The organism is Agrobacterium tumefaciens (genome assembly GCF_031801495.1).
GTDB classification, from domain to species: domain Bacteria; phylum Pseudomonadota; class Alphaproteobacteria; order Rhizobiales; family Rhizobiaceae; genus Agrobacterium; species Agrobacterium tumefaciens_K.
Window position 1 is genome coordinate 72,376 of record NZ_JAOEGC010000001.1, and the last position, 18,588, is coordinate 90,963.

An 18,588-nucleotide genomic window follows, 5' to 3' on the forward strand; every position below is an offset into this window, starting at 1 on the left:
CCGCTCTAGATCATGTTGACAAAGTGTGGAACCATATCTTCGCAGCGGCCAGAGCGAGGAATGCTGAGAGGGATTTTCGGGTTTCGTCGCATCGGATCGCTTTGCAACGGAACTGCTTGAGCCGGTTGAACATCCTACGATACGGTTCCGATTATTGTAGGCTTGGAAGTCGCCGAGGAGGATTCTTCCGGTTTGCCGACCGACACTGCCAGCAGATCAGGAACGGCACTGTAATCCGAAGCATCGCCGCCGGGCAGGATGAAGCCAAGAGGGCGTCCTTGACCGTCTGCGCGGGCACGGATTTTCGTCGTCAAGCCACGGCGTGATCGACCAGAAGCCTCCTTATAAGTCCCCTTTAGCGTCCGCTGCCTGCAAATGACCGCGAACCGTTGCGCTGTCAATCATATGCTGTCGTCGATCAATCCAAGTTCGGCAGGCGTTTCCAGACGTGCGTCCCAAACACCAGGCATCGTCGTGCTCCCCTGCCCGGGGGCCATTCCGCAGCCCCCCCGACACGATCTTAACCGGCAGTCCCGAAGGGAAAGCTGCACAAATTGGACTTCCACCTAGTGTTCTTTCATAGCCTCTTCCAGCCACCAGGAGCTCTTTTTGGTCACCTTCGCATCTATCACGAGCGGCCTCTCAAGACCTTGCGAAAGCAAGTCGGCGACGCGTTCAAGATCTGATCTGGTGCGGACGGTGACGCCATCGGCGCCGTACCCACGCGCGATCGATGCGATATCAGTGTCTGGAAATGTCACGGTTTCCACCGGATGCCCCTGGGGGCCGAAGTGGTATACCTCAGCGCCATAGGCATGATCATTATAAACTATGATTAACATGCCTAATTTCAGGCGCACGGCGGTTTCGAGCTCGGAGATACCCATGAGAAACCCACCGTCGCCGCAGGCCGCCACGGGGAACCGCTCGGGCTGTGCAAAGGCGGCACCAATTGCTGTCGCCAGGCCCAAGCCGACGCACTGGAAAGCTTGGGTGAAGGAGAAACTGTTTTCGTCGGGAACCTTGAGATACATACTCGGATAACCGAGAAAATTGCCCGAATCCACCCCGAGAACCCGGTTCTTGGGAATTATGTCGTCCAGCACGATGGAAAGGGTTCTCGGGTCGATTTCAGATCCCGTACTGTCGTCCTCATAGTCAACATCTCGCCAGAGAACCGATTTCTTGATGCGCGCTGCGATCTCGGCTGAACGATAACCACTCGAGCTGTAGCCTTGCTCTCGCAGTGAATCGCTTGCCGCTTTTGCGGTGACAGCCACATCCCCGACAATACCGAGGGCAACGGGCCGGTTTTTGGCCAACTCCCGGGCTTCGAGATCTACTTGAACGAGGGCCGCGCCTTTTCCGATGATGCTTCCGTGGCGCGTGGTCCACTTATTGAGGGTCGTTCCCCACCCTACAACAACGTCGGCATTCCGGATAAGCTCCACGGTCAAAGGCGATGAGAATCCGCCCGAAACGCCGATTGACCAGGGATAGCCCTCAAAAAGCCCCTTAGCGACGGCTCCTTCCGCAACAAGCGCCCCGACGTCGTCTGCAAGGGATTGCAGTGCCTGGCGGGCCTGTGCGCCACGAGCGCCGCGCCCAGCGATGAAAACTGGTCGGCGCGCTCCCTTAAGCACTTCAACCAACTCGGCCACACCGCCGGGTGCGGCACCAGGCTTAGAAAGAGAAACCAACGGTACCACGCCCTCCAAGCTACCCGGCGCACAGATTTCGTCCTGGACATTCAGCGGGAGGTTAAAGAGGACGGTTCGACGGTCGCGGACCGAAAGGGAGAATGCGTTTGCCAAATCCGACAAAGCGGTCGCGGCCGATCGTGCTCGCAGCGAAACTGCTCCCACGGACTGGGCAAGAGCGTCTTGGTCAATGTAGAAATTCGATGCAGGATCCAGAACTTCTCCGCTGAGGATCAGGAGTGGAGTGCGGCTTTTTGCAGCTTCCGCGATCCCAGTGATAGCATTTGACAGGCCGCATCCCTGATGGACGGACACTACCCCCACCTCACCGCTCATCCTTGCATAGGAATCTGCCATCGTCGCAGCCCCGCCCTCATGTCTTGCAGCAACGAACTCGGCCCCTCCCTTGACGAGACCGCAGGTCACATGAAAATTTCCGCTTCCAACGACACCGAAAACTCGTTTCACCCCTAGTTGTGTAAGCGCAATACCAATTGCTTCACCGATTTTCACCAGATTCCCCTTTCGTTGGGCAGTTATTGTCTCTTGCTTTGTTGATCAGCATTCAGCAGAGGCCACCTCTCGGTCGGCGCCATTCTGGCAGTCACCGAGAGACTGGCGACGTGGACGATTTTTTTCCGCTGCTTCGATCACCGCTTTGAAAATGATCAACGGAAGGGTCATGAGAAAGGATATTTTGTGTATCAATCTAGAAGCGCGACCTATTAAACCGGATCGACTGCCGCCCCATCACGGCCGTAATACGACCTTCCCACGGGCCACCCCTTGGTGAAGGCGTTCGAAAGCGGCGGTTGGTTGTCGCAGCGGATGGCTTTCAACGTTCAATCGCAACGTTCCATCGTGGACAAGCTCAGTTAGACCTCCAATTAGTTCCCGAGCACGGGCTTCATGGAAGAGCATCGACACGGGCAACAGCGCAACGCTTGATAACAACCAGTTCGGTATGTCCAACATCAATTCTTTGCCGGCTGTGTACCCCAAAAGGACGGCCCTACCACCGGGGCGGACCCAGCCAATACGTCCCCGAAGTTGAGGCCCACCGACCGTGTCCACGAGGAGAGTTGCGTTGCGTGCCTCAGCCATCTTGGCGACTTTGTCTTTGTCGGAAAGCGCTACGGTTTCGGCAGCATCCGCAACGGAGGATCTACGCTCCTCGCTTGAAACAACTGCAATAACATGGGCGCCAGCCCGACTTGCCATCTGCACTACGACAGACCCCACCGCACCTGACGCCCCGGTTACGATGACTACTTCTCCCGAGGCTTTTTGCGGCCCTGTCGGCCACCTCCCCATCTGCGCAATATCATGCAGCGCTACATACGAAGTGGTCAAAGGACTGTAAACCGTTGCAGCGAGCTCCGGTGACAGAGCCTGTGGCACTTCCCTTATGGCGCTGTCTGGAACTGCTACATATTCGGCCCAAGTTCCGTCTCGTTTCAGGCCGATGCCGCCGCCCCGTAATGCGACACGAGTGCCGGGCGTAAAACGTCCCGATTTGACAACAATTCCTGCACCATCGGTACCGCCGACATAGGGAAGATTGGGTTGTATATCGAACTTCCCGGTCATCACCGTCAGATCCAGGTGGCTGACAGTCGCCGCTTCGATCTTCACCAAAGTTTCACCTTCAGCGGCCGTAGGCAGCGCAATACGCTCGAGGTGTGGCGGCTCGTTCCAAGCAAACACTCTTAGCGCGAGCATGCCGGCACAATCTTCGTTCATTCCGGCTGTATCGATTTTCATCCGTCGTTCCCACGAAACATCGCCATCAGTTAACCAGCATTCACCGATCGAATTAATACACGGGAAAAAATGAATTCATAACAAAAATATGAATTGTCATATATTTTGGTTTGCGATGTCATCGGGCCTGTTCTAAAACGCGGAAGAGAGATCGTTATGAAACCTGAAAAAATCTTGTATCAAGCTGAAGTTAGGGCTTTTGGCGGGCGTGACGGGCGGGCGGAAAGCAAGGATGGAAGCTTCCAGCTGCGTCTGGACGTCCCTAAGGAACTCGGTGGCCCCGGTGGCGCAGGCAGTAATCCGGAACAACTTTTCGCCGCAGGGTATGCAGCCTGTTTTCTCGGCGCCGTAAAGCTAGTTGCTCGTACGCGTAAGATTGCACTACCCGACGATGTATCCGTATCCGCTTTAGTCGGCATTGGACCTGTGGCTGTCGGTTATGCGCTGGCTGTAGAGTTGATCGTGGAGCTGCCTGGGATTGAAAACTCAATTGCCCATGAAATCGTGTCAGGCGCACACGAGCGCTGCCCGTATTCAAATGCGACTCGCGGCAACATCGATGTAAAACTGACCATAGCCTGATGAGCTGGAGATCGCGCCAATGGCCGGCAGTTTGAGACATGCCTACGATGATGTTGTTCTTACGGCACCTGTCACGGTGCCGTATAGACGATACTCTATCGAAAGTACTGCTTGGTGGGTCGGCCGTGCTTTGGCCGAACTGGTCAAGGCTTCAGGCATTTCCCACCGCGACTTCGACGGCTTCTCTTTGTCGAGCTTCTCAACCGCACCTGACACCGCAATAGGTCTCACACAGCATTTTGGTTTGAGCCCGCGGTTTATAGAGTTTGTACCGATGGGTGGCGCCTCGGGCATCGTATCGCTGAAAAAGGCGGCACGAGCCGTACAATGCGGAGACGCCAAAATCGTGGCGTGCATTGGTGCTGACACAAACCACGTCGAGTCCTTTAGGAAATCTCTGGAGAGTTTCTCGCGCTTTTCGCAGGATGCGGTTTATCCGTACGGAACGGCCGGCCCTAATGCCAGCTTTGCACTGATCGCTAGCAACTATATGCGCAAGTACGGCGCAAAGCGTGAGGATTTCGGCAAACTCGCAGTGTCTCAGCGTGTCAATGCTCTCAAGAATCCCAATGCCCTAATGAAGAAGCCGCTGACACTTGAAGCGTATCTGGCCGCACGGCCGATCGCTCCTCCGATCCATCTCTTCGACTGTGTGATGCCATGTGCCGGAGCCGACGCATTCCTGGTCATGCGCGAACAAGATGCTCGCGCCCATGGATTACCTTTTGCCAGACTTTTATCTTCAATCGAAAGGCACAACGCGTCAACACCCGACGACGTGCAGGAGAGGGGCGGATGGGTTGTGGATATCAAAGAGTTGTATTCAGCCGCTGGCGTCAGACCTTCGGACATAGACGTCGTGCAGACCTACGACGACTACCCGGTGATATCAATGATGCAGTTTGAGGATCTCGGTTTCTGCTCCAAGGGAGAAGGGCCAGATTTCGTGCGTCACCACGATTTCACGATTGGTGGGACGTTTCCGCATAATACCTCCGGTGGTCAGCTTTCAGTAGGTCAGGCTGGGGCAGCAGGAGGGCATCTCGGGATTGTGGAGGCCATGCGTCAAGTGATGCATATAGCATCGTCACGACAGGTCCCTGGTGCGCAGCTAGCGCTAGCTGCTGGCTTCGGTATGATTAATTTCGATCGTGGGCTTTCATCAGGTGCGGTGATAATTGCAGGACAGAATTACTAATGGCTCTGGTTGCTAAACTTAAGCGAAAAAACCCGCTGGCAAAAACCCCTGTTCCGCTTCTGCCACCTGGAGCGCGAAGCCGCAAAGCCCACGACTTAACAAGAGCTGCCGCCCATGGACGCTTTGCCCTGCACCGTTGCGGGAACTGTGGGATGTTTTGCTATCCAGCGCCCGAAGCGTGCCCGGCCTGCCTGGGCGATGATCTGGCTATAACTGATGCTCCCGCGACAGGAACCGTGCTTTCGGTGACGAATGTCGAACTACCGGCTAGCAACTATTTCAGGGAACGTGCGCCATGGCTTGTCGGTCTGGTGAAAATGGATTGCGGTCCAACCGCACTTTGTCACCTTCATCCCACGAGCCGGGAGACGATGCCGGTCGAGCTCTACCTCAAGCTCGACGAAGCGGGACAAGCTGTTCTCTACGGCGCACCGAAAGGTGCAGATCTGACACAAGACAAGAAATGGCGCGAAATGACCGCACATCCAAAAAATCGTCGCGTCCTGATCACCGACGGCCGCCACCCGATCACTCTGCCTCTCGTCGAAGCACTCATCGAGGTCGGCGCTGAGGAAATTTATGTCGGAGTTCCCGACGCATGGGTTCCGCATCCCCATCTCAACCCGCTCAAAGCGCTAGAAGATGTTTTCCTGGTACCGCTCGATCTTTCGGATGAGAGATCGGTTGAAAATCTCGCACGCGACTATGGCGCCAAGATCGAGATTCTGATCAACACGGCTGACTACATCAGGCCCGGAGATATCCTTGCGGCAAATCAGATTAACGTAATCAAAGAGGCAATGGAAAGAGTTGTGTTCGGCACGTTGCGGCTGGCGCAAGCAATTGCCCCTGTGATGCGCTCTCGCGGAAGCGATGGCGCACGCGACGCTGTCGCGTGGGTGAACCTGCTTTCTGTGTTTGGTCAAGCGCAGGTACCCGATTTAGCGGCATATTCAGTTTCTCAAGCCGCGGCTCAAGCCCTGTCGCTTCACGTCCGAGCCGAGCTGGCCCAGGGCGGAGTCCGTTTGCTGAATGTCATAAGCGGCCCTACCGAAAGTGAATGGTATCAGCATTTTCCCCAACCCAAAATAGGCCACAAGGCGCTCGTGGATGCTGTGATGGTCGGGCTCACCCAAGGGCTGGAAGACATCGTTGTCGGCGACTTCGCAAAGGACATTGTCCAGAGATTGGAATCGAATCCAAAAGCCCTTGAGCGCGAGCTCTTATTCAAAAAAAACCAAGGAGTATGAAATGCCGAACTCTGTTCTCTCGCTTCTTGGCCAGGAGTTGTTATCCGGAAAAATCCAGATTGTGGATTTGACTCAGACTCTTGCTCCTGATTTTCCGACAATCGTAATGCCCCCGGAATTGGGAAAATCTTCTGCTGTACGTATCGAATGCATCTCTCGCTACGACGAAGCTGGTCCGGGTTGGTATTGGAACAATGTAACCTTCGGCGAGCACACGGGAACTCATTTCGACGCCCCTATCCATTGGTATACAGGCCGGCATCTTCCGCTGAATTCCGTTGACACATTGCCGGTCGAACACATGATAGCTCCGGTCTGCGTTATAGATTGCTCAAGCGAGGTCGCCCAGGATGCAGACTTTTTGCTAAGCGTGCCAGCGGTTATTGAATGGGAGAGGTTACACGGAAAAATTCCCTCCGGGCACTGGGTATTCATGCGTTCGGATTGGTCTAAAAGGTCTGGTGCTCAATACGCTAATCTTCATGATGATGGAGCTCACACGCCAGGACCGGATTCCGACGTCATCCAATGGCTGATAAATGAGAGAGGGATAATCGGGTTTGGTACTGAAACAATCGGAACTGATGCTGGCCAAGCAGGCCATTTTCATCCACCTTATCCCGCTCACCATTATCTCCATGGCGCCGGCAAGTACGGTCTGCAGTGCCTGTGCAATTTAGATCTACTGCCTCCGACCGGAGCGACGATCCTGTCAGCACCGCTGAAGATATTGAATGGCTCCGGCAGCCCGTTGAGGGTCCTCGCCCTCAAACCGGCAAACTGAGTCCACCGTATTGAAGTTTGAGAGAAATGGCGATGCGAATTTTTTGGCAGAGTTTTATAGACGAGACATCCAGCAAAGAATACCTCGAAAGGCTCTCGAGCTACCTAAATGAGATAGCGGACCCTGGAACCAAGGTCGATGTATTTGGCATGAGTCCACCGGACCGAGCGTTTGGGCGGCTTTCCGAGTTTCGCTGTGCCGCGGTTGCGATTGATAACGGCATCGCGGCGGAAGAAGCCGGCTACGACGCCATTGTCATGGGACACTTTCAAGACCCTGGCCTTTACGAACTTCGATCGGCTGTTTCTATTCCTGTTGTGGGAACAGGTGAGGTGACGCTGCACTACGCTGCGCAGATGGGGCGAAACATCGCTCTCATTTCCATCGACGAGATTTACCGCGTCTGGTTCCTGGAGCAGAGCGATCGATACGGTCTGCGTGAACGTATAAGTCATATCGGCGGCTTGAATGTCATTCCCTCAGATTTCTCGGCTGCATTCGCTGGTGACGAAGAAGCGAAAGTGAGATTAGTCGAGGCATTTTGTGAAATTGCGGAACCAATGGTGAGATCGGGTGCTGACGTGATCGTGCCGGCGGGAGTGCTACCTGGTCTCTTACTCGGTCGTGAACGCGGCCTGCACGTCGGACATGCCCCCATAATCAACTGCGCAGCTGTCGCCATGAAAAGCGTTGAAATGCAGGTCAAGCTTTCGGCCTTAAATGGTATCGAACCAAGCAGGGGGCCGTCTTTCGCGAAGGCGAGCAGACAAGCGATCGAAGATTTCCAGACGACAATGCTAAATGGAAGGGGTAATCGTCCCAACATGGTGAAGACCGACGTCAGCGCCTAAACCCGCGATCATGACTTGGGAGGTCGATCCACTTTCATAGCTGGCATCACTGTTAGGCGAATGTCACTGTTCGATCACAATCGCGAGACACTTGTTGGGCAGAATGTCACGACCTCCATCCTGCAAGCACAGGCCTTCAAAGCCCATTTTGAAGACCTGTGGCTCGAATTTTGCCGCGCCTCGGTGGCGGAGAAGCTGCAGGGCTGGGGCGAGTACCAGACGAAGCACCGCCAGGATCACGAGCCATATCCTGACGACTGGGTTCTCATCCAACGCCCCCTTATCGACAGCATGTGAATTTGCGGTCTGGCCGCGATCAACGCACGCTGGCCTTGCGTCTATGGCCGATCTTCAAAACGACCCGCCGTCTTGGTGGTCAAGTATGATTGGCAAACCGTTTACCCATCAGCCAACCTTCTCTAGCTATAAAACTCGCAGAATGGACTGACGCCGCAAAGACAAAGTTTTTGCTGGACAAGGCGTTGTCAACGGTGCCTGCGCGGCAGGCAAAGCTGATAGGTTTACGCGCTAACTATTTGGACGGTACTTCCTCGCCCCTCACTGCGTTCCCATGTCGACCTGACATGCTTATTTTGGCTGAGCCGCCTTGCTTCATTTCAAGCATCGTGAACCAATGTGGATGTACATTCCCCCATTTTTCCGCTCATTGTCCGGCGCGTTATCCACGAATTCAAAGCTTACATCGCCCATGGATATATTGACCCACATTATGAATTTATCCTGATTAAGTGGGTTGTTATAAGCACTTAAGAAGAGCATCCAAGAGAGCAAGAGGCTGCAGTTCCTCTCGGAAATTTACTTGGAGAAAAATGCTCCCATGACAAATCAATTTGATGTCCAGCTCTACATTGGTGGGGAGTGGAGGAAGACAACAGAAACGCTGCCGATTATCAATCCCGCAGATGAAACGATAATCGGAAGTGTTGCAGTCGCCCAAACGAGTGATCTGGAAGACGCGCTTGGCGCTGCGGCGGATGGCTTCAGGATATGGAGCAAGACCTCGCCTTGGAGACGCTGTGAAATTATCTTGAAGGCAGCAGCGCTCCTCCGTGAGCGCAGCGAAGAAATAGCTACGTCGATTACGGTAGAAAACGGCAAACCGCTCGCAGAAGCCCGACTGGAGGTCATTCGCGGCGCGGAATTTTTCGAGTGGGATGCGGGGGAAGCAGTTCGTCTTTATGGTCGAGTAATTCCAAGTGCACCTGGTATTAGGTACATCGTCCTCCACGACCCGGTGGGCACAGTTGCTGCTTTCTCACCCTGGAATTTCCCAATGAGCCAACCTGCGCGCAAGATCGCGGGAGCAATTGCATCCGGCTGCTCAATTATAATGAAAGCCTCCGAAGAAACTCCTTCGGGCGTCGTTCACATTGCCAAGGCCTTTGAAGACGCAGGATTGCCGCCCGGCGTTTTGAATCTTGTTTTTGGTGTACCATCACACATTTCTGAGTTCCTTATACCGGGCCAACAAGTCCGCATGGTTGCCTTTACAGGCTCAACATCCGTTGGCAAGCATCTCACGGAGCTTGCTGCGCGGCATATGAAACCTGCCCTCATGGAGCTTGGAGGGCACGCTCCCGTTATCGTATGCGACGATGCGGATCCTGTTGCGGCAGGCATCGCCTGTGCAACTCGTAAATACAGAAATTCTGGGCAAGTTTGCACATCGCCTACCCGCTTTTTTGTCCACCACGACCTCTACCATCGCTTCGTCGACGCCTTCACCAAGAAGGCAAAATCGATAAAAGTGGGAAATGGGCTGGATGAAGCCACGGAGATGGGGCCGGTCGCAAATCATCGGCGGGTCGATGCATTGCAGGCGCTAGTGGACGACGCGGTTTCCAAGGGAGCTAGGTTACTGTGCGGAGGCGAACGCCTCAACACCAGAGGTTACTTCTTTGCTCCCACCGCGCTTGCCGAACTCTCTGACGACGCCCGGGCGATGCAAGAAGAACCATTTGGACCTTTGGCTGTCATCAACCCTGTGCGTTCGCTAGATGAAGCCATTGAAAAGGCGAATTCACTCCCCTTCGGCCTAGCCGCCTACGGCTTCGCACGATCAGCCGCGAATGTAGAGCGTCTTGTGAGTGGCATTGAGGCCGGAAACGTGTCGATCAATACGCTTGAGGCATCACGAGCTGAGACGCCGTTCGGTGGGGTCAAGGAGAGCGGCCTAGGCCGCGAAGGCGGTTCCGAGGGAATCCTGCATTATATGACAATAAAAAACGTCTCACATCTTGTGGAGTGACCAACGAAAGTCACATAGCCCACAATGCGCTTGCAGACGTATCGTTAGCGATATCGACACAAGGCGGTCCAGTGGAGGGTATAGTACGGTTGGATTCTATAATCGCGCCCCCCTCCACGAGGCTGTTCCCGACTCTTCGTTTTCATCGGCAGAGCTTTCCAACGTTGCGCGGGCTTGAAAGAATTAGACTGGGCAGGTTCACGTATCTTGACGTGACGGCTGCCTCAACCCCGCGGTGATGCCAAGTTCTTCACCATCTATCCCCGTATAATCGAGGGCGGCTGTGATGATTTTTATCAGGCGTAACGCGTCGCCGCCGGTCTGAGCGGACTGACGCTTGAGCTTGTTTGCCGTATGACACGAGACGAAAGCACCGGGATATGCAGCCACCCCAAAAGGCCGGGTTTTGCGAAGGCCCCAGCCCCCTTTGAAGGACTGGCCTGAAGCCCCACCTACCTTTTTCAAGCGCGTCTTCGTTCTAGCATGCCGTTCTCTTTCCATAAAGATGGTGTGAGCGGATGCCAGAACAAGCTTCCACATAGCGCCGTAGTGATAGCCTAGGTTCCGGAAGCGGTCGCAGCAGAAAACGTCGTTCATCAACTTGCAAGAAAAGTCAGTTGGCGATCAGGGCACCGAAACTGCAAGCCTGCACTTGAATGGAGCTTGCTCAGACTGAGAACACGATCCCATTGAGAGGGCGTGAAAAAGCTTCAAGACGAAATCGGAGCACTGCTTGGCCCGCCCCTCAGCCATTCGACCTGAAGAAATTCAGTGCCGAACTGTGGGAAGACTGAATGTACATCGATGCATCCGTAATCGTCGCGATCCTGCAGAATGAGAGCTGCGCAGACACCCTTCTTGCAAAAGTGGAGGAGGGCAGAAAGCCAATTTTCTATTCGTCGATCACCCTTTAGAAGGGTCTCGGCTTTATCCCGCCAGATGGCAAAGGCAGAAGCGGATCGCAGGCGGAAATCCCCTGGATTTCATTGTGATGGCGCAGCAGAAAATAGAAAGCTTTCTGGCATTGATCGTTGCTCCTGAAATGACGATCGGTAGGGAAACCCACCGGGCGCCATCAATGAAGCGCGTTTATGGTCGAAGCTACCCGAGAGTTCGAGCGATGCCTGATATTATTATGGTCGTAAAAGTCCCCCAGTCCGCGCGGGTCTCATTATTCCCGGCGCGGTGATGATGATTATATTCGGTGTTTTCGGATTGCCCTTATGTAGCGAGGTGACGGTGGGCATTTTGAGCGATATCTTTCAGGGTCTTGACGTCATGCCTCCAGCCCCGCAACTGAGGAGATCGAACGGTCGGATAACGAATCAAAGCCCAGCCATCTTTCCCGAGGCTCTAAGATGCAGATGATGTTCGGATTCCGCTCGTGACGCCACACTCAAGTTGGCGAGCATGCTCCTGCGGCCAGGCCGAAGAGTTTCGTAGGTCACGCTTCCGACAGGAAGCACTCTGGATTATCATCGAATAACAAGAGGCCAACAGTATTTACAGGCGTGAACGAAGGCAAAATAACCCTCACCCGAACTGTTACGGCACCAATAACAAAGGCCTGCCTCTCAGGCTTTCTCGATATCAAATCACGAGGCCTGGAGATCTGTTTTCAATCATACGGACGATGTTGAGAGCTGTTATCTCTGATGTCTTGGGATTGGCGAGCAGCGGCCTATTCTGCAATTGAACCCTGAGCTGCCCGAACTCCCCTTCGGCGAAGATTTCGTGCATATTGCAAGTTGCACTTGGGTCAGCAACGAGATGGATTCTGGTTTTTTCCAAGCCGACCCCCGCAAGCGATGTGATGACAGCCACATTTGCGTTCTTTGGAAAATGGTCGGCTGCCTCACGCGCACTTCCGTCAAAAAAAGTAAAGGGACTGCGAAGGGTTTTAAGATCGCAAAGAGTTTCCGCCCTCGTCCCGAGCCACGCAACAGATGGCTTTATGATTCGATGAGTTACTGAAGACAGGCCCAGCCTGGCAGAGGCTGATAACGCATCGATACCGCCCAACGCACCAGGTGGGATGAGAAGGCTACAGCCTTTTTCCACTGCCAGACGGGTCAGTTCCTGCAAAACGGGGGGATCGACTAGGGCGGAAGTGGATGAAACGGCGAAATCCATTCCCGACAGAAGAGCGGCGCGCCCGTAAGCTAGCACACTATCGCGTTCGGCGACTTCTACAACAAGGTCCGCTTTTGTTTGGGCAATCTCTTCGGGGCTGCTGATGAGCTGAGCGCCCGGTGGCAGATCAGATCGATACTTCGAGACATCGCGGACAGCCACGGCTTCTATCCGTGCTGGCGAAACTCGTTCGGCCAGAAGAGCTGAGACTCGACGGCCCAGCGCACCCCAGCCGACAAGGCAGACAGATTCTTTTTTTGACATGGTTCAAGCCTCGTGCCCCGCTGCATCGAACGGCCAAACCCGACCTGGCTGGGGCACTGATAGAAATAAGCGAAACGAGTATGGCCGGCTACCGTCAACGGTGGCTCGAGGGTCGTAACCCATTTTTTAGCGGGGAGGATAAGGGGTGCTCCCGTCCAGTGGACGGGAGTCAATCAAAGCTTAACCCAGCCTTCCGGCGGGTTTTTCCCGGGATGGACAGTGCGGCACTGGGGGCAAGTTCGAAGCTGCTCGTCGGCGTAGAACTTTTTATAGATGGGAGGAAGGTCTTCAACGATGGATTCTAGATCAACCTCGGCGCGATGTACGAGCGCTGTGCATTCGAAACAATACCATTCAACTGCATCCAGCAGTCCTTCGGGACGCGAAGGCTCGATGACGAGGCCGATGGAGCCCTCTTGGGGACGCTGCGGGGAATGCCGGATGTGCGGTGGCAGCAGGAAAATGTCACCTTCCCGGATCGGGACGTCATAGAATTCACCGCTTTCAGTATCATGCAGCTTTAGAAGCATATCGCCTTTGAGCTGGAAAAAGAACTCTTCAACTGGATCGTCGTGGTAGTCCGTGCGCCGATTTGGCCCGCCCACGATCGTCACCATCAGGTCCGCATCCTTCCACACCTGCTGATTGCCAACCGGAGGCTGGAGGAGATGTTTATGCTCATCAATCCATTTTTGCAGGTTAAACGCGCTAAGTTTTCCCATTTCCATTCCACTCCTTTTGTAATCCTACGCGAGCTTCAAGCCGGAGTTTTCGAACGCCGTGCGGGCAACTCGCTTTTCTTCCTCGGTCAACTCGAGCATCGGTGCGCGAACCGGCCCGCCGACTTGCCCAAGCATTTCCTGCCAGTATTTTTGATGCGCCGTCGGCTTCTCGGCTGGCTTTGAGCTGCGAAATGCGTCGCGCACAGATTGGAGGCTGGCGTGCACTGATCGCGCTTCCTCGATCTTTCCAGCGAAAGCGAGGTCAGTATATTCGCGCATCCGTCGATCGAACTTCGTCTGGTGGGTGTAAGGCGGTGACGAGCAGAGATACAGCTGCCAGCCCAGTTCAACGATGTTGTCGAGCCATTCCTGCTCCGACGCTGTGGAAACAAGTATGCGATCCCCCGCCAGGGCAGTCAGTTTCTTGTAAATTTCTCGGGGAACCGAGTATTTGATCGCAACAACGTTTTCGATATCCGCCAGACGATTACAAAGCTCCGGGCTCATAATGTAACCGCTGTCCGGGTGAGACCACAGCGCGATGCCAATATCCACTTTTGAGGCGATCGTTTCATAGTAGCGCAGCAATGTTTCATCCTGAGCTTTCAAGAAATGAAGCACCGGGGCGTGCACAACAATGTAGTCGGCACCGCAAGCTTGGGCGTGCTGGGCAAGCTCAATCACCACGTCGATATTTTGATCGGAACACGACATTATCGTCTGCGCCCGGGAACCGATGGCGTCGACAGATATATCGAGGACCCTCTTTCGTTCGTCTACCGACATCGAGAAGAACTCGCCTTGCTTCCCCGCTAGGAAAAGGCCATCAATGGCAAGATCATCGATCCAGTGATCAATGTTTCTTCGGAAGCCGTCTTCATCAATGGAACCGTCTGCACGAAAAGGCGTGTTCGCGGCGGCCCAAATCCCACGCATCGTTTCGCGAGCATGGGATTTGGCGTTCTTGCGGTCATATTTCATTCGCTACTCCTGATTCATCCGCCCGTCCTGCCCCACGCGAGGGAAAAAATTGATTTTCAGAGACCGACACGCCCATTAAGGATCAAATTCATGGGTTCATGAACTGGTCGATTTCTTATATATTTATATCGGAATCCGTATGGATGCCCTGGATGGTCAATCTTGACTTGATGGCCTGTTTCAAGCCGTTACAGGACTTTGCAACATTTCCAGCACTTGCGATTGCCTTGTAACAGACGGGGCACTTGACGATGTTCCGGTTGATCCCATCGTTGTCAGTCGGCGTGGAGCGTTGACACGTTATAGGCGTCCAACATTCCCCCCCAAGGACGATAAGCGCCTGGCCTGCCCGGCACCGGCCCGCGTTGCAGAGGGTAGGCAAAGTGCAGGTGATGGATATCTTCGACTTTAGCTTTGAGAGAGGCTTTTGAGGCGCCGAGATTCGTTTCCGGTTCCCACGATCTCGCAATGATGGGTGAGACGGCCGAAGAGTGCCGTCGTAATTTTTGTACCCCCGAACATTGACGGCCATTCGCCGAAGGCAAGGTTCGCCGTGACGATGATCGAGGCGTGTGAGGTAATCGGCAGTGCGCGATCTCCAACCTGGTCGTCAAACCTTTGATCAGCACGATCTCATGGCTCCAGTCGAACTGATAGGCCTCGCCGGGCGCATAGCAGAGCGGCACGTGGGCTTCGGCCGTCACAGCCCCACGATCCTTCGGCCGGCCCTGAACATGGAAGGCTCGGCGAACAGCTGGATCGTATCCACCCGCTTCAACTGCCCCTCCATCCGCCTTCATCCGCAGCAATTTGACGTGTCCAGCGCCCTGCCGCGCTCGGAGTTTTCAAGAGGACCTTTCACGAAACGTCTTTCGGTCGAATAACCAATGTTTCCATCGGGTAGTGAAAATTACCGCCTTCATAAGGTGGGAATTTTTCAAAATCTTCCCGCATTGCAGTTCGTGCAGGGGAATGAAGAGCCTTGGTCAGAGCGGCCTGGTTATCAAACATGACGCGATTTCGTTGCATGTGGTTTGCACGCGCCCAGGGAAGAGAACCGACCCAGTCCACGCGCGTCAATACTTCGATGCTTCTGATAGCGGGGAATGTCCTCATTATCTGAGGGTGGTGCTTTACATAGTGCCGCATCCAGGCATTTTGGTCATGAGCTGGCCCGGGGTAATGTACGAGATAGGAACAGGGTTTTTCGCGCTCGTCAGCGATAGCTTCAGGAGGATCGACAGGAAAATGTCGAACGTACATCGCCTGCTGCGTGACGCGGTTTCCTTCGGCGTCTGAAAAGGCTTTCATTTCCAACAGTTGCTGTAGATTGCCCTCGCTGCAAACAGCCTCTTCGAGGTCTTCGAGATCATTGAAGTAGATCTGAAAGCCGAGGAGCGGTGATTTCTCTGGCGCTCGAAATTGATCTTCAGCACTACCCGGCGTGTACAGGTGAGCTGATGTCATCTTGGGCGTTATTCGAAGCACGTCCGAAATGTCCGCCCATACTTTTTCAGACAGGGTTTGATGTGATGCACCTACTGAATCAACAAAAACCAGATATGCAAATCTCACGGGTTAAGCCTTCTATTCAAAACTTCGTTATCAGATCAATCGGCGTCCCATGGACGTCAGATCGCAAGAGATCGCCTGCCCGTCAAGACGCGCGAGGTATCGAGGGAGAGCTACGCGCAACCGACCCGTACCAAAAATTTGGGATTTACATGAGATTTCATATTGTGCATATAAATTCGATGCTCCATGAACGGTGTCGGATATGAATGTTACGTTTCGTCAGGTAGAGGTTTTTCTTGCTGTTGCCGAACTGGGTAGCTTCACCAAGGCGGCCGAGCGACTGAAATTGGCTCAACCCGCACTTTCGCAAAACGTCAGAGACCTTGAGACAGAGCTGGGTCTTCGCTTGTTCGACCGCACAACACGTAAGGTGGAACTCACGTCTGGTGGCCGTGAATTTCAAGGTTCTGCTCTCCAAATTGTCAAGGATTTGAAGCACGCTGTCCGCAATGCGCATGCCACCTCAAAACGGCAACGAGGTCGTCTGCTTATTGCGACCCCTCCTCTATTGGCATCAGCTATCCTGCCGCAGGCAATTGTCGAATTTCGTGCGCTGTTCCCAAACATAACAGTCGAGATAGTGGACATTCCTACCCACGAAATCGTCGAACAGGTTCGATCCGGCCAAGCAGACTGCGGCCTCGGTACCTTTGTTCCTAACGAGGTAGGAATTGAGCGAATGACGCTGGCCAAAGATAATCTGATGGTGTTTTGTGCGCACGACAGCGAGTACGCAAGCACCCCGAGATTTTCATGGGCCGATTTAAACGGTCGCCCTCTCATCGCGCTTACGCGCGAAAGCGGCATTCGCAGGCTGGTGGAGCTGGGATACGAAGAAGCTGACATCTTAATGGATCCGGCATTCGAAGTTTCGCAGATTGCAACGGCGCTAGCATTTGTGGAGGCAGGTTTGGGCTTCTCGGTATTGCCTGCCTACGCCATCTCCCAGATCCGCGACCGAAAGATTGTTGTTAGAGCGTTGGAGAACCCCTCGCTCGGAAGAGATATCTCCATCATACACGCCACAGGAAGGTCGGCTTCACCTTCGGTGGTAGCGTTTCAGCCCATAATCAGAAAGGCGGCACGCGAAATGGCCGCCGCTCTTGCTCCCTAAACAACAGGTCGACTGGCAGGCTTGACAAGGGGATAGGGTATGTCGCCCCCGTGATCACCCCTATCTGTATGCCAATATTACTGCTTATAAAATCCGCTCAGAATTTTCTTCCGATAATCTACGCGCGTGGGCGTGATTTTCGATTTGACGAGAAAGTCGGCAACAGAGTCGTAGCTCTCATAATCCTTTTCTGTGAAGTCGCGCATCGTGCAATCAATTTGCTTTAGAAACTCCAACGTTTGTTCGAGCGGAATTTTTGCTTGTATGCGCACCGCTTCCGCAGCGCGTTGCGGATCGCGTTTCGTCAAGACGCACGCATCAGCAAGGGCGGCGTTGATAGCTTCAAGCTTTGACTTGTTGGACTCCAGCCACGCTCCGTTTGCCGTGACCCAAAAATTATAGACGTAGCCAACATCTCCGCTCGCTGCGAGGATCTTGCCTCCCTGCTTAACAGCGACGGAGGGAAACGGTTCAAAAAGCCAAAAGGCATCAATGTCTCCGCGCACCAAAAGCGCTGCCATCTCGGGAGGCCCTGCCTTCACAACCTTCAATCGGTTCAGGTCTAGACCATACTTATTGATAGTTAGGTTTGCGAGGTATTCCATCGCACCGCCCGGCACGACGCCAAGAGACTTGATCGTGCTTGGATCCGCAATCTCGCTCCTGCCTGCCATCTTCAGAAACTTACCCGACTGCGTAACGACGGCCACAGCTCTTACGTCACCGCGACCCATTCTGATGATCGTGCTCACCTCAGCTGCGGCCGCGACGTTCACGGTGCCCGCAATGATCGCATCCAAAGCCTCGGGGCCTGCAGCGAAGTTAGTGAACCGCACGTCCACGTTATGCTTGGCGAACAGCCCCTCCTGCTTGGCAACAAAAAAGGCCACATATCCAGGATCGATCCCGACACCGACTTCAACCGGCTCGGCTCGAACCTCATGGACTCCGATGAATAACAGTGCAAGGAGACAGCTAGCAAAAGTGCGGCGTCTTTTCGTTCGACTTTCAGAATTGACTGACATTTCGTTCCCCTTATCGTTTTACTTGTTTCCGATGAATAGCCGCGGTTACAGTTGGAGTTCTCGTTCCGACAATATTTTCGGGCTCTATTTCTAATTCGGTGGGGTATTAGCGCATGCGTGTTCTTACCTGACAACCGCTGCGATCTTATAAGTCCATAAGAACATGATATAAATTTAGCTCGATACAGTAAGTGGCATCAGGGCATTTTATGAACCAACGACGCGCGCCCTCTGACAAATCATCGGATCGAGCTGGCTCAGGGGCGTTCCTTTCACTCTGCCGCAATCCGCCGTGACAGCGCCGAGTCTATCGGTCCCGTGACGGGTTGGATCACTCGTCCATCTTAGAGAGGACGATCCATAAGCGACATCTATA

General features: G+C 54.0%; 16 protein-coding genes and 2 pseudogenes. 8 read left to right on the plus strand and 10 right to left on the minus strand.

Annotation, left to right across the window (positions count from 1 at the left end; all coding sequences use genetic code 11):
• Positions 1-566: 566 nt before the first annotated feature.
• Both N7578_RS00360 and N7578_RS00365 read right to left on the minus strand, forming a co-directional pair.
• Positions 567-2,213, minus strand: coding sequence for a thiamine pyrophosphate-binding protein (locus tag N7578_RS00360; protein WP_311108346.1), 1,647 nt, complete (start codon positions 2,211-2,213; stop codon positions 567-569).
• Positions 2,214-2,450: 237 nt separating this feature from the next.
• Entirely contained in the window at positions 2,451-3,464 is a 1,014-nt protein-coding gene (locus N7578_RS00365) for a zinc-binding dehydrogenase (protein ID WP_311108347.1), read from the minus strand.
• Between the two features lie 156 nt (positions 3,465-3,620).
• Here N7578_RS00365 and N7578_RS00370 point away from each other — a divergent pair, with 156 nt between their 5' ends.
• From N7578_RS00370 to N7578_RS00400, 7 genes are all read left to right on the plus strand, one after another.
• A complete protein-coding gene (locus tag N7578_RS00370) occupies positions 3,621-4,046 on the plus strand; it encodes an organic hydroperoxide resistance protein (protein ID WP_311108348.1) in 426 nt (141 codons plus the stop codon).
• 19 nt (positions 4,047-4,065) lie between these two features.
• Positions 4,066-5,244, plus strand: coding sequence for a thiolase family protein (locus tag N7578_RS00375; protein WP_311108349.1), 1,179 nt, complete (start codon positions 4,066-4,068; stop codon positions 5,242-5,244).
• A gap of 152 nt (positions 5,245-5,396) precedes the next feature.
• Entirely contained in the window at positions 5,397-6,494 is a 1,098-nt protein-coding gene (locus N7578_RS00380) for an SDR family oxidoreductase (RefSeq protein WP_311108350.1), read from the plus strand.
• A gap of 1 nt (position 6,495) precedes the next feature.
• Positions 6,496-7,278: a cyclase family protein gene (locus N7578_RS00385; RefSeq protein ID WP_311108351.1), complete on the plus strand. Its 783-nt coding sequence runs from the start codon at positions 6,496-6,498 to the stop codon at positions 7,276-7,278.
• A 26-nt stretch (positions 7,279-7,304) separates the two neighbouring features.
• Positions 7,305-8,129, plus strand: a complete 825-nt coding sequence (locus tag N7578_RS00390; RefSeq protein ID WP_311108352.1) for an aspartate/glutamate racemase family protein — start codon at positions 7,305-7,307, stop codon at positions 8,127-8,129.
• Between the two features lie 60 nt (positions 8,130-8,189).
• On the plus strand, positions 8,190-8,426 hold the full coding sequence (locus N7578_RS00395) for a hypothetical protein (RefSeq protein ID WP_311108353.1): 237 nt from the start codon (positions 8,190-8,192) through the stop codon (positions 8,424-8,426).
• Positions 8,427-8,967: 541 nt separating this feature from the next.
• Entirely contained in the window at positions 8,968-10,398 is a 1,431-nt protein-coding gene (locus tag N7578_RS00400; protein ID WP_311108354.1) for an NAD-dependent succinate-semialdehyde dehydrogenase, read from the plus strand.
• A 198-nt stretch (positions 10,399-10,596) separates the two neighbouring features.
• On the opposite strand, the gene N7578_RS00405 is transcribed toward N7578_RS00400, so the two are convergent.
• The 7 genes and pseudogenes from N7578_RS00405 to N7578_RS00435 all read right to left on the minus strand — a co-directional run bounded on the left by N7578_RS00405 (position 10,597) and on the right by N7578_RS00435 (position 16,073).
• Positions 10,597-10,995, minus strand: coding sequence for a hypothetical protein (locus N7578_RS00405; protein WP_311108355.1), 399 nt, complete (start codon positions 10,993-10,995; stop codon positions 10,597-10,599).
• A 993-nt stretch (positions 10,996-11,988) separates the two neighbouring features.
• A complete protein-coding gene (locus N7578_RS00410; RefSeq protein ID WP_311108356.1) occupies positions 11,989-12,795 on the minus strand; it encodes an aspartate dehydrogenase in 807 nt (268 codons plus the stop codon).
• Positions 12,796-12,968: 173 nt separating this feature from the next.
• Positions 12,969-13,517, minus strand: coding sequence for a 3-hydroxyanthranilate 3,4-dioxygenase (locus N7578_RS00415; RefSeq protein WP_311108357.1), 549 nt, complete (start codon positions 13,515-13,517; stop codon positions 12,969-12,971).
• A 24-nt stretch (positions 13,518-13,541) separates the two neighbouring features.
• The gene (locus N7578_RS00420; protein ID WP_311108358.1) at positions 13,542-14,498 is read right to left on the minus strand and encodes a dihydrodipicolinate synthase family protein; all 957 of its coding nucleotides are present in this window, start codon (positions 14,496-14,498) and stop codon (positions 13,542-13,544) included.
• Positions 14,499-14,906: 408 nt separating this feature from the next.
• A pseudogene (locus N7578_RS00425) lies at positions 14,907-15,065 on the minus strand (ATP-binding protein); the annotation flags it as partial.
• Positions 15,066-15,067: 2 nt separating this feature from the next.
• Positions 15,068-15,268, minus strand: a pseudogene (locus tag N7578_RS23725) (IS21 family transposase); the annotation flags it as partial.
• An 88-nt stretch (positions 15,269-15,356) separates the two neighbouring features.
• Positions 15,357-16,073: a hypothetical protein gene (locus N7578_RS00435; protein ID WP_311108359.1), complete on the minus strand. Its 717-nt coding sequence runs from the start codon at positions 16,071-16,073 to the stop codon at positions 15,357-15,359.
• A gap of 202 nt (positions 16,074-16,275) precedes the next feature.
• Between N7578_RS00435 and N7578_RS00440 the strand changes: the two genes are divergently transcribed.
• Positions 16,276-17,187, plus strand: a complete 912-nt coding sequence (locus N7578_RS00440) for a LysR family transcriptional regulator (RefSeq protein ID WP_311108360.1) — start codon at positions 16,276-16,278, stop codon at positions 17,185-17,187.
• A 77-nt stretch (positions 17,188-17,264) separates the two neighbouring features.
• Here the strand turns inward: N7578_RS00440 and N7578_RS00445 are convergent, their stop codons facing one another.
• Positions 17,265-18,212: an ABC transporter substrate-binding protein gene (locus N7578_RS00445; protein ID WP_311108361.1), complete on the minus strand. Its 948-nt coding sequence runs from the start codon at positions 18,210-18,212 to the stop codon at positions 17,265-17,267.
• Positions 18,213-18,588 lie beyond the last annotated feature (376 nt).

What these genes read in the sequence shown, in the direction of transcription:
- N7578_RS00390 (WP_311108352.1), top strand. Translation starts at nt 7,305, where the DNA reads ATGGCGATGCGAATTTTTTGGCAGAGTTTTATAGACGAGACATCCAGC.
- N7578_RS00410 (WP_311108356.1), bottom strand. Translation starts at nt 12,795, where the DNA reads ATGTCAAAAAAAGAATCTGTCTGCCTTGTCGGCTGGGGTGCGCTGGGC.
- N7578_RS00400 (WP_311108354.1), top strand. Translation starts at nt 8,968, where the DNA reads ATGACAAATCAATTTGATGTCCAGCTCTACATTGGTGGGGAGTGGAGG.
- N7578_RS00375 (WP_311108349.1), top strand. Translation starts at nt 4,066, where the DNA reads ATGGCCGGCAGTTTGAGACATGCCTACGATGATGTTGTTCTTACGGCA.
- N7578_RS00445 (WP_311108361.1), bottom strand. Translation starts at nt 18,212, where the DNA reads ATGTCAGTCAATTCTGAAAGTCGAACGAAAAGACGCCGCACTTTTGCT.
- N7578_RS00365 (WP_311108347.1), bottom strand. Translation starts at nt 3,464, where the DNA reads ATGAAAATCGATACAGCCGGAATGAACGAAGATTGTGCCGGCATGCTC.
- N7578_RS00405 (WP_311108355.1), bottom strand. Translation starts at nt 10,995, where the DNA reads ATGAACGACGTTTTCTGCTGCGACCGCTTCCGGAACCTAGGCTATCAC.
- N7578_RS00370 (WP_311108348.1), top strand. Translation starts at nt 3,621, where the DNA reads ATGAAACCTGAAAAAATCTTGTATCAAGCTGAAGTTAGGGCTTTTGGC.
- N7578_RS00395 (WP_311108353.1), top strand. Translation starts at nt 8,190, where the DNA reads ATGTCACTGTTCGATCACAATCGCGAGACACTTGTTGGGCAGAATGTC.
- N7578_RS00440 (WP_311108360.1), top strand. Translation starts at nt 16,276, where the DNA reads ATGAATGTTACGTTTCGTCAGGTAGAGGTTTTTCTTGCTGTTGCCGAA.
- N7578_RS00385 (WP_311108351.1), top strand. Translation starts at nt 6,496, where the DNA reads ATGCCGAACTCTGTTCTCTCGCTTCTTGGCCAGGAGTTGTTATCCGGA.
- N7578_RS00420 (WP_311108358.1), bottom strand. Translation starts at nt 14,498, where the DNA reads ATGAAATATGACCGCAAGAACGCCAAATCCCATGCTCGCGAAACGATG.
- N7578_RS00415 (WP_311108357.1), bottom strand. Translation starts at nt 13,517, where the DNA reads ATGGGAAAACTTAGCGCGTTTAACCTGCAAAAATGGATTGATGAGCAT.
- N7578_RS00380 (WP_311108350.1), top strand. Translation starts at nt 5,397, where the DNA reads ATGTTTTGCTATCCAGCGCCCGAAGCGTGCCCGGCCTGCCTGGGCGAT.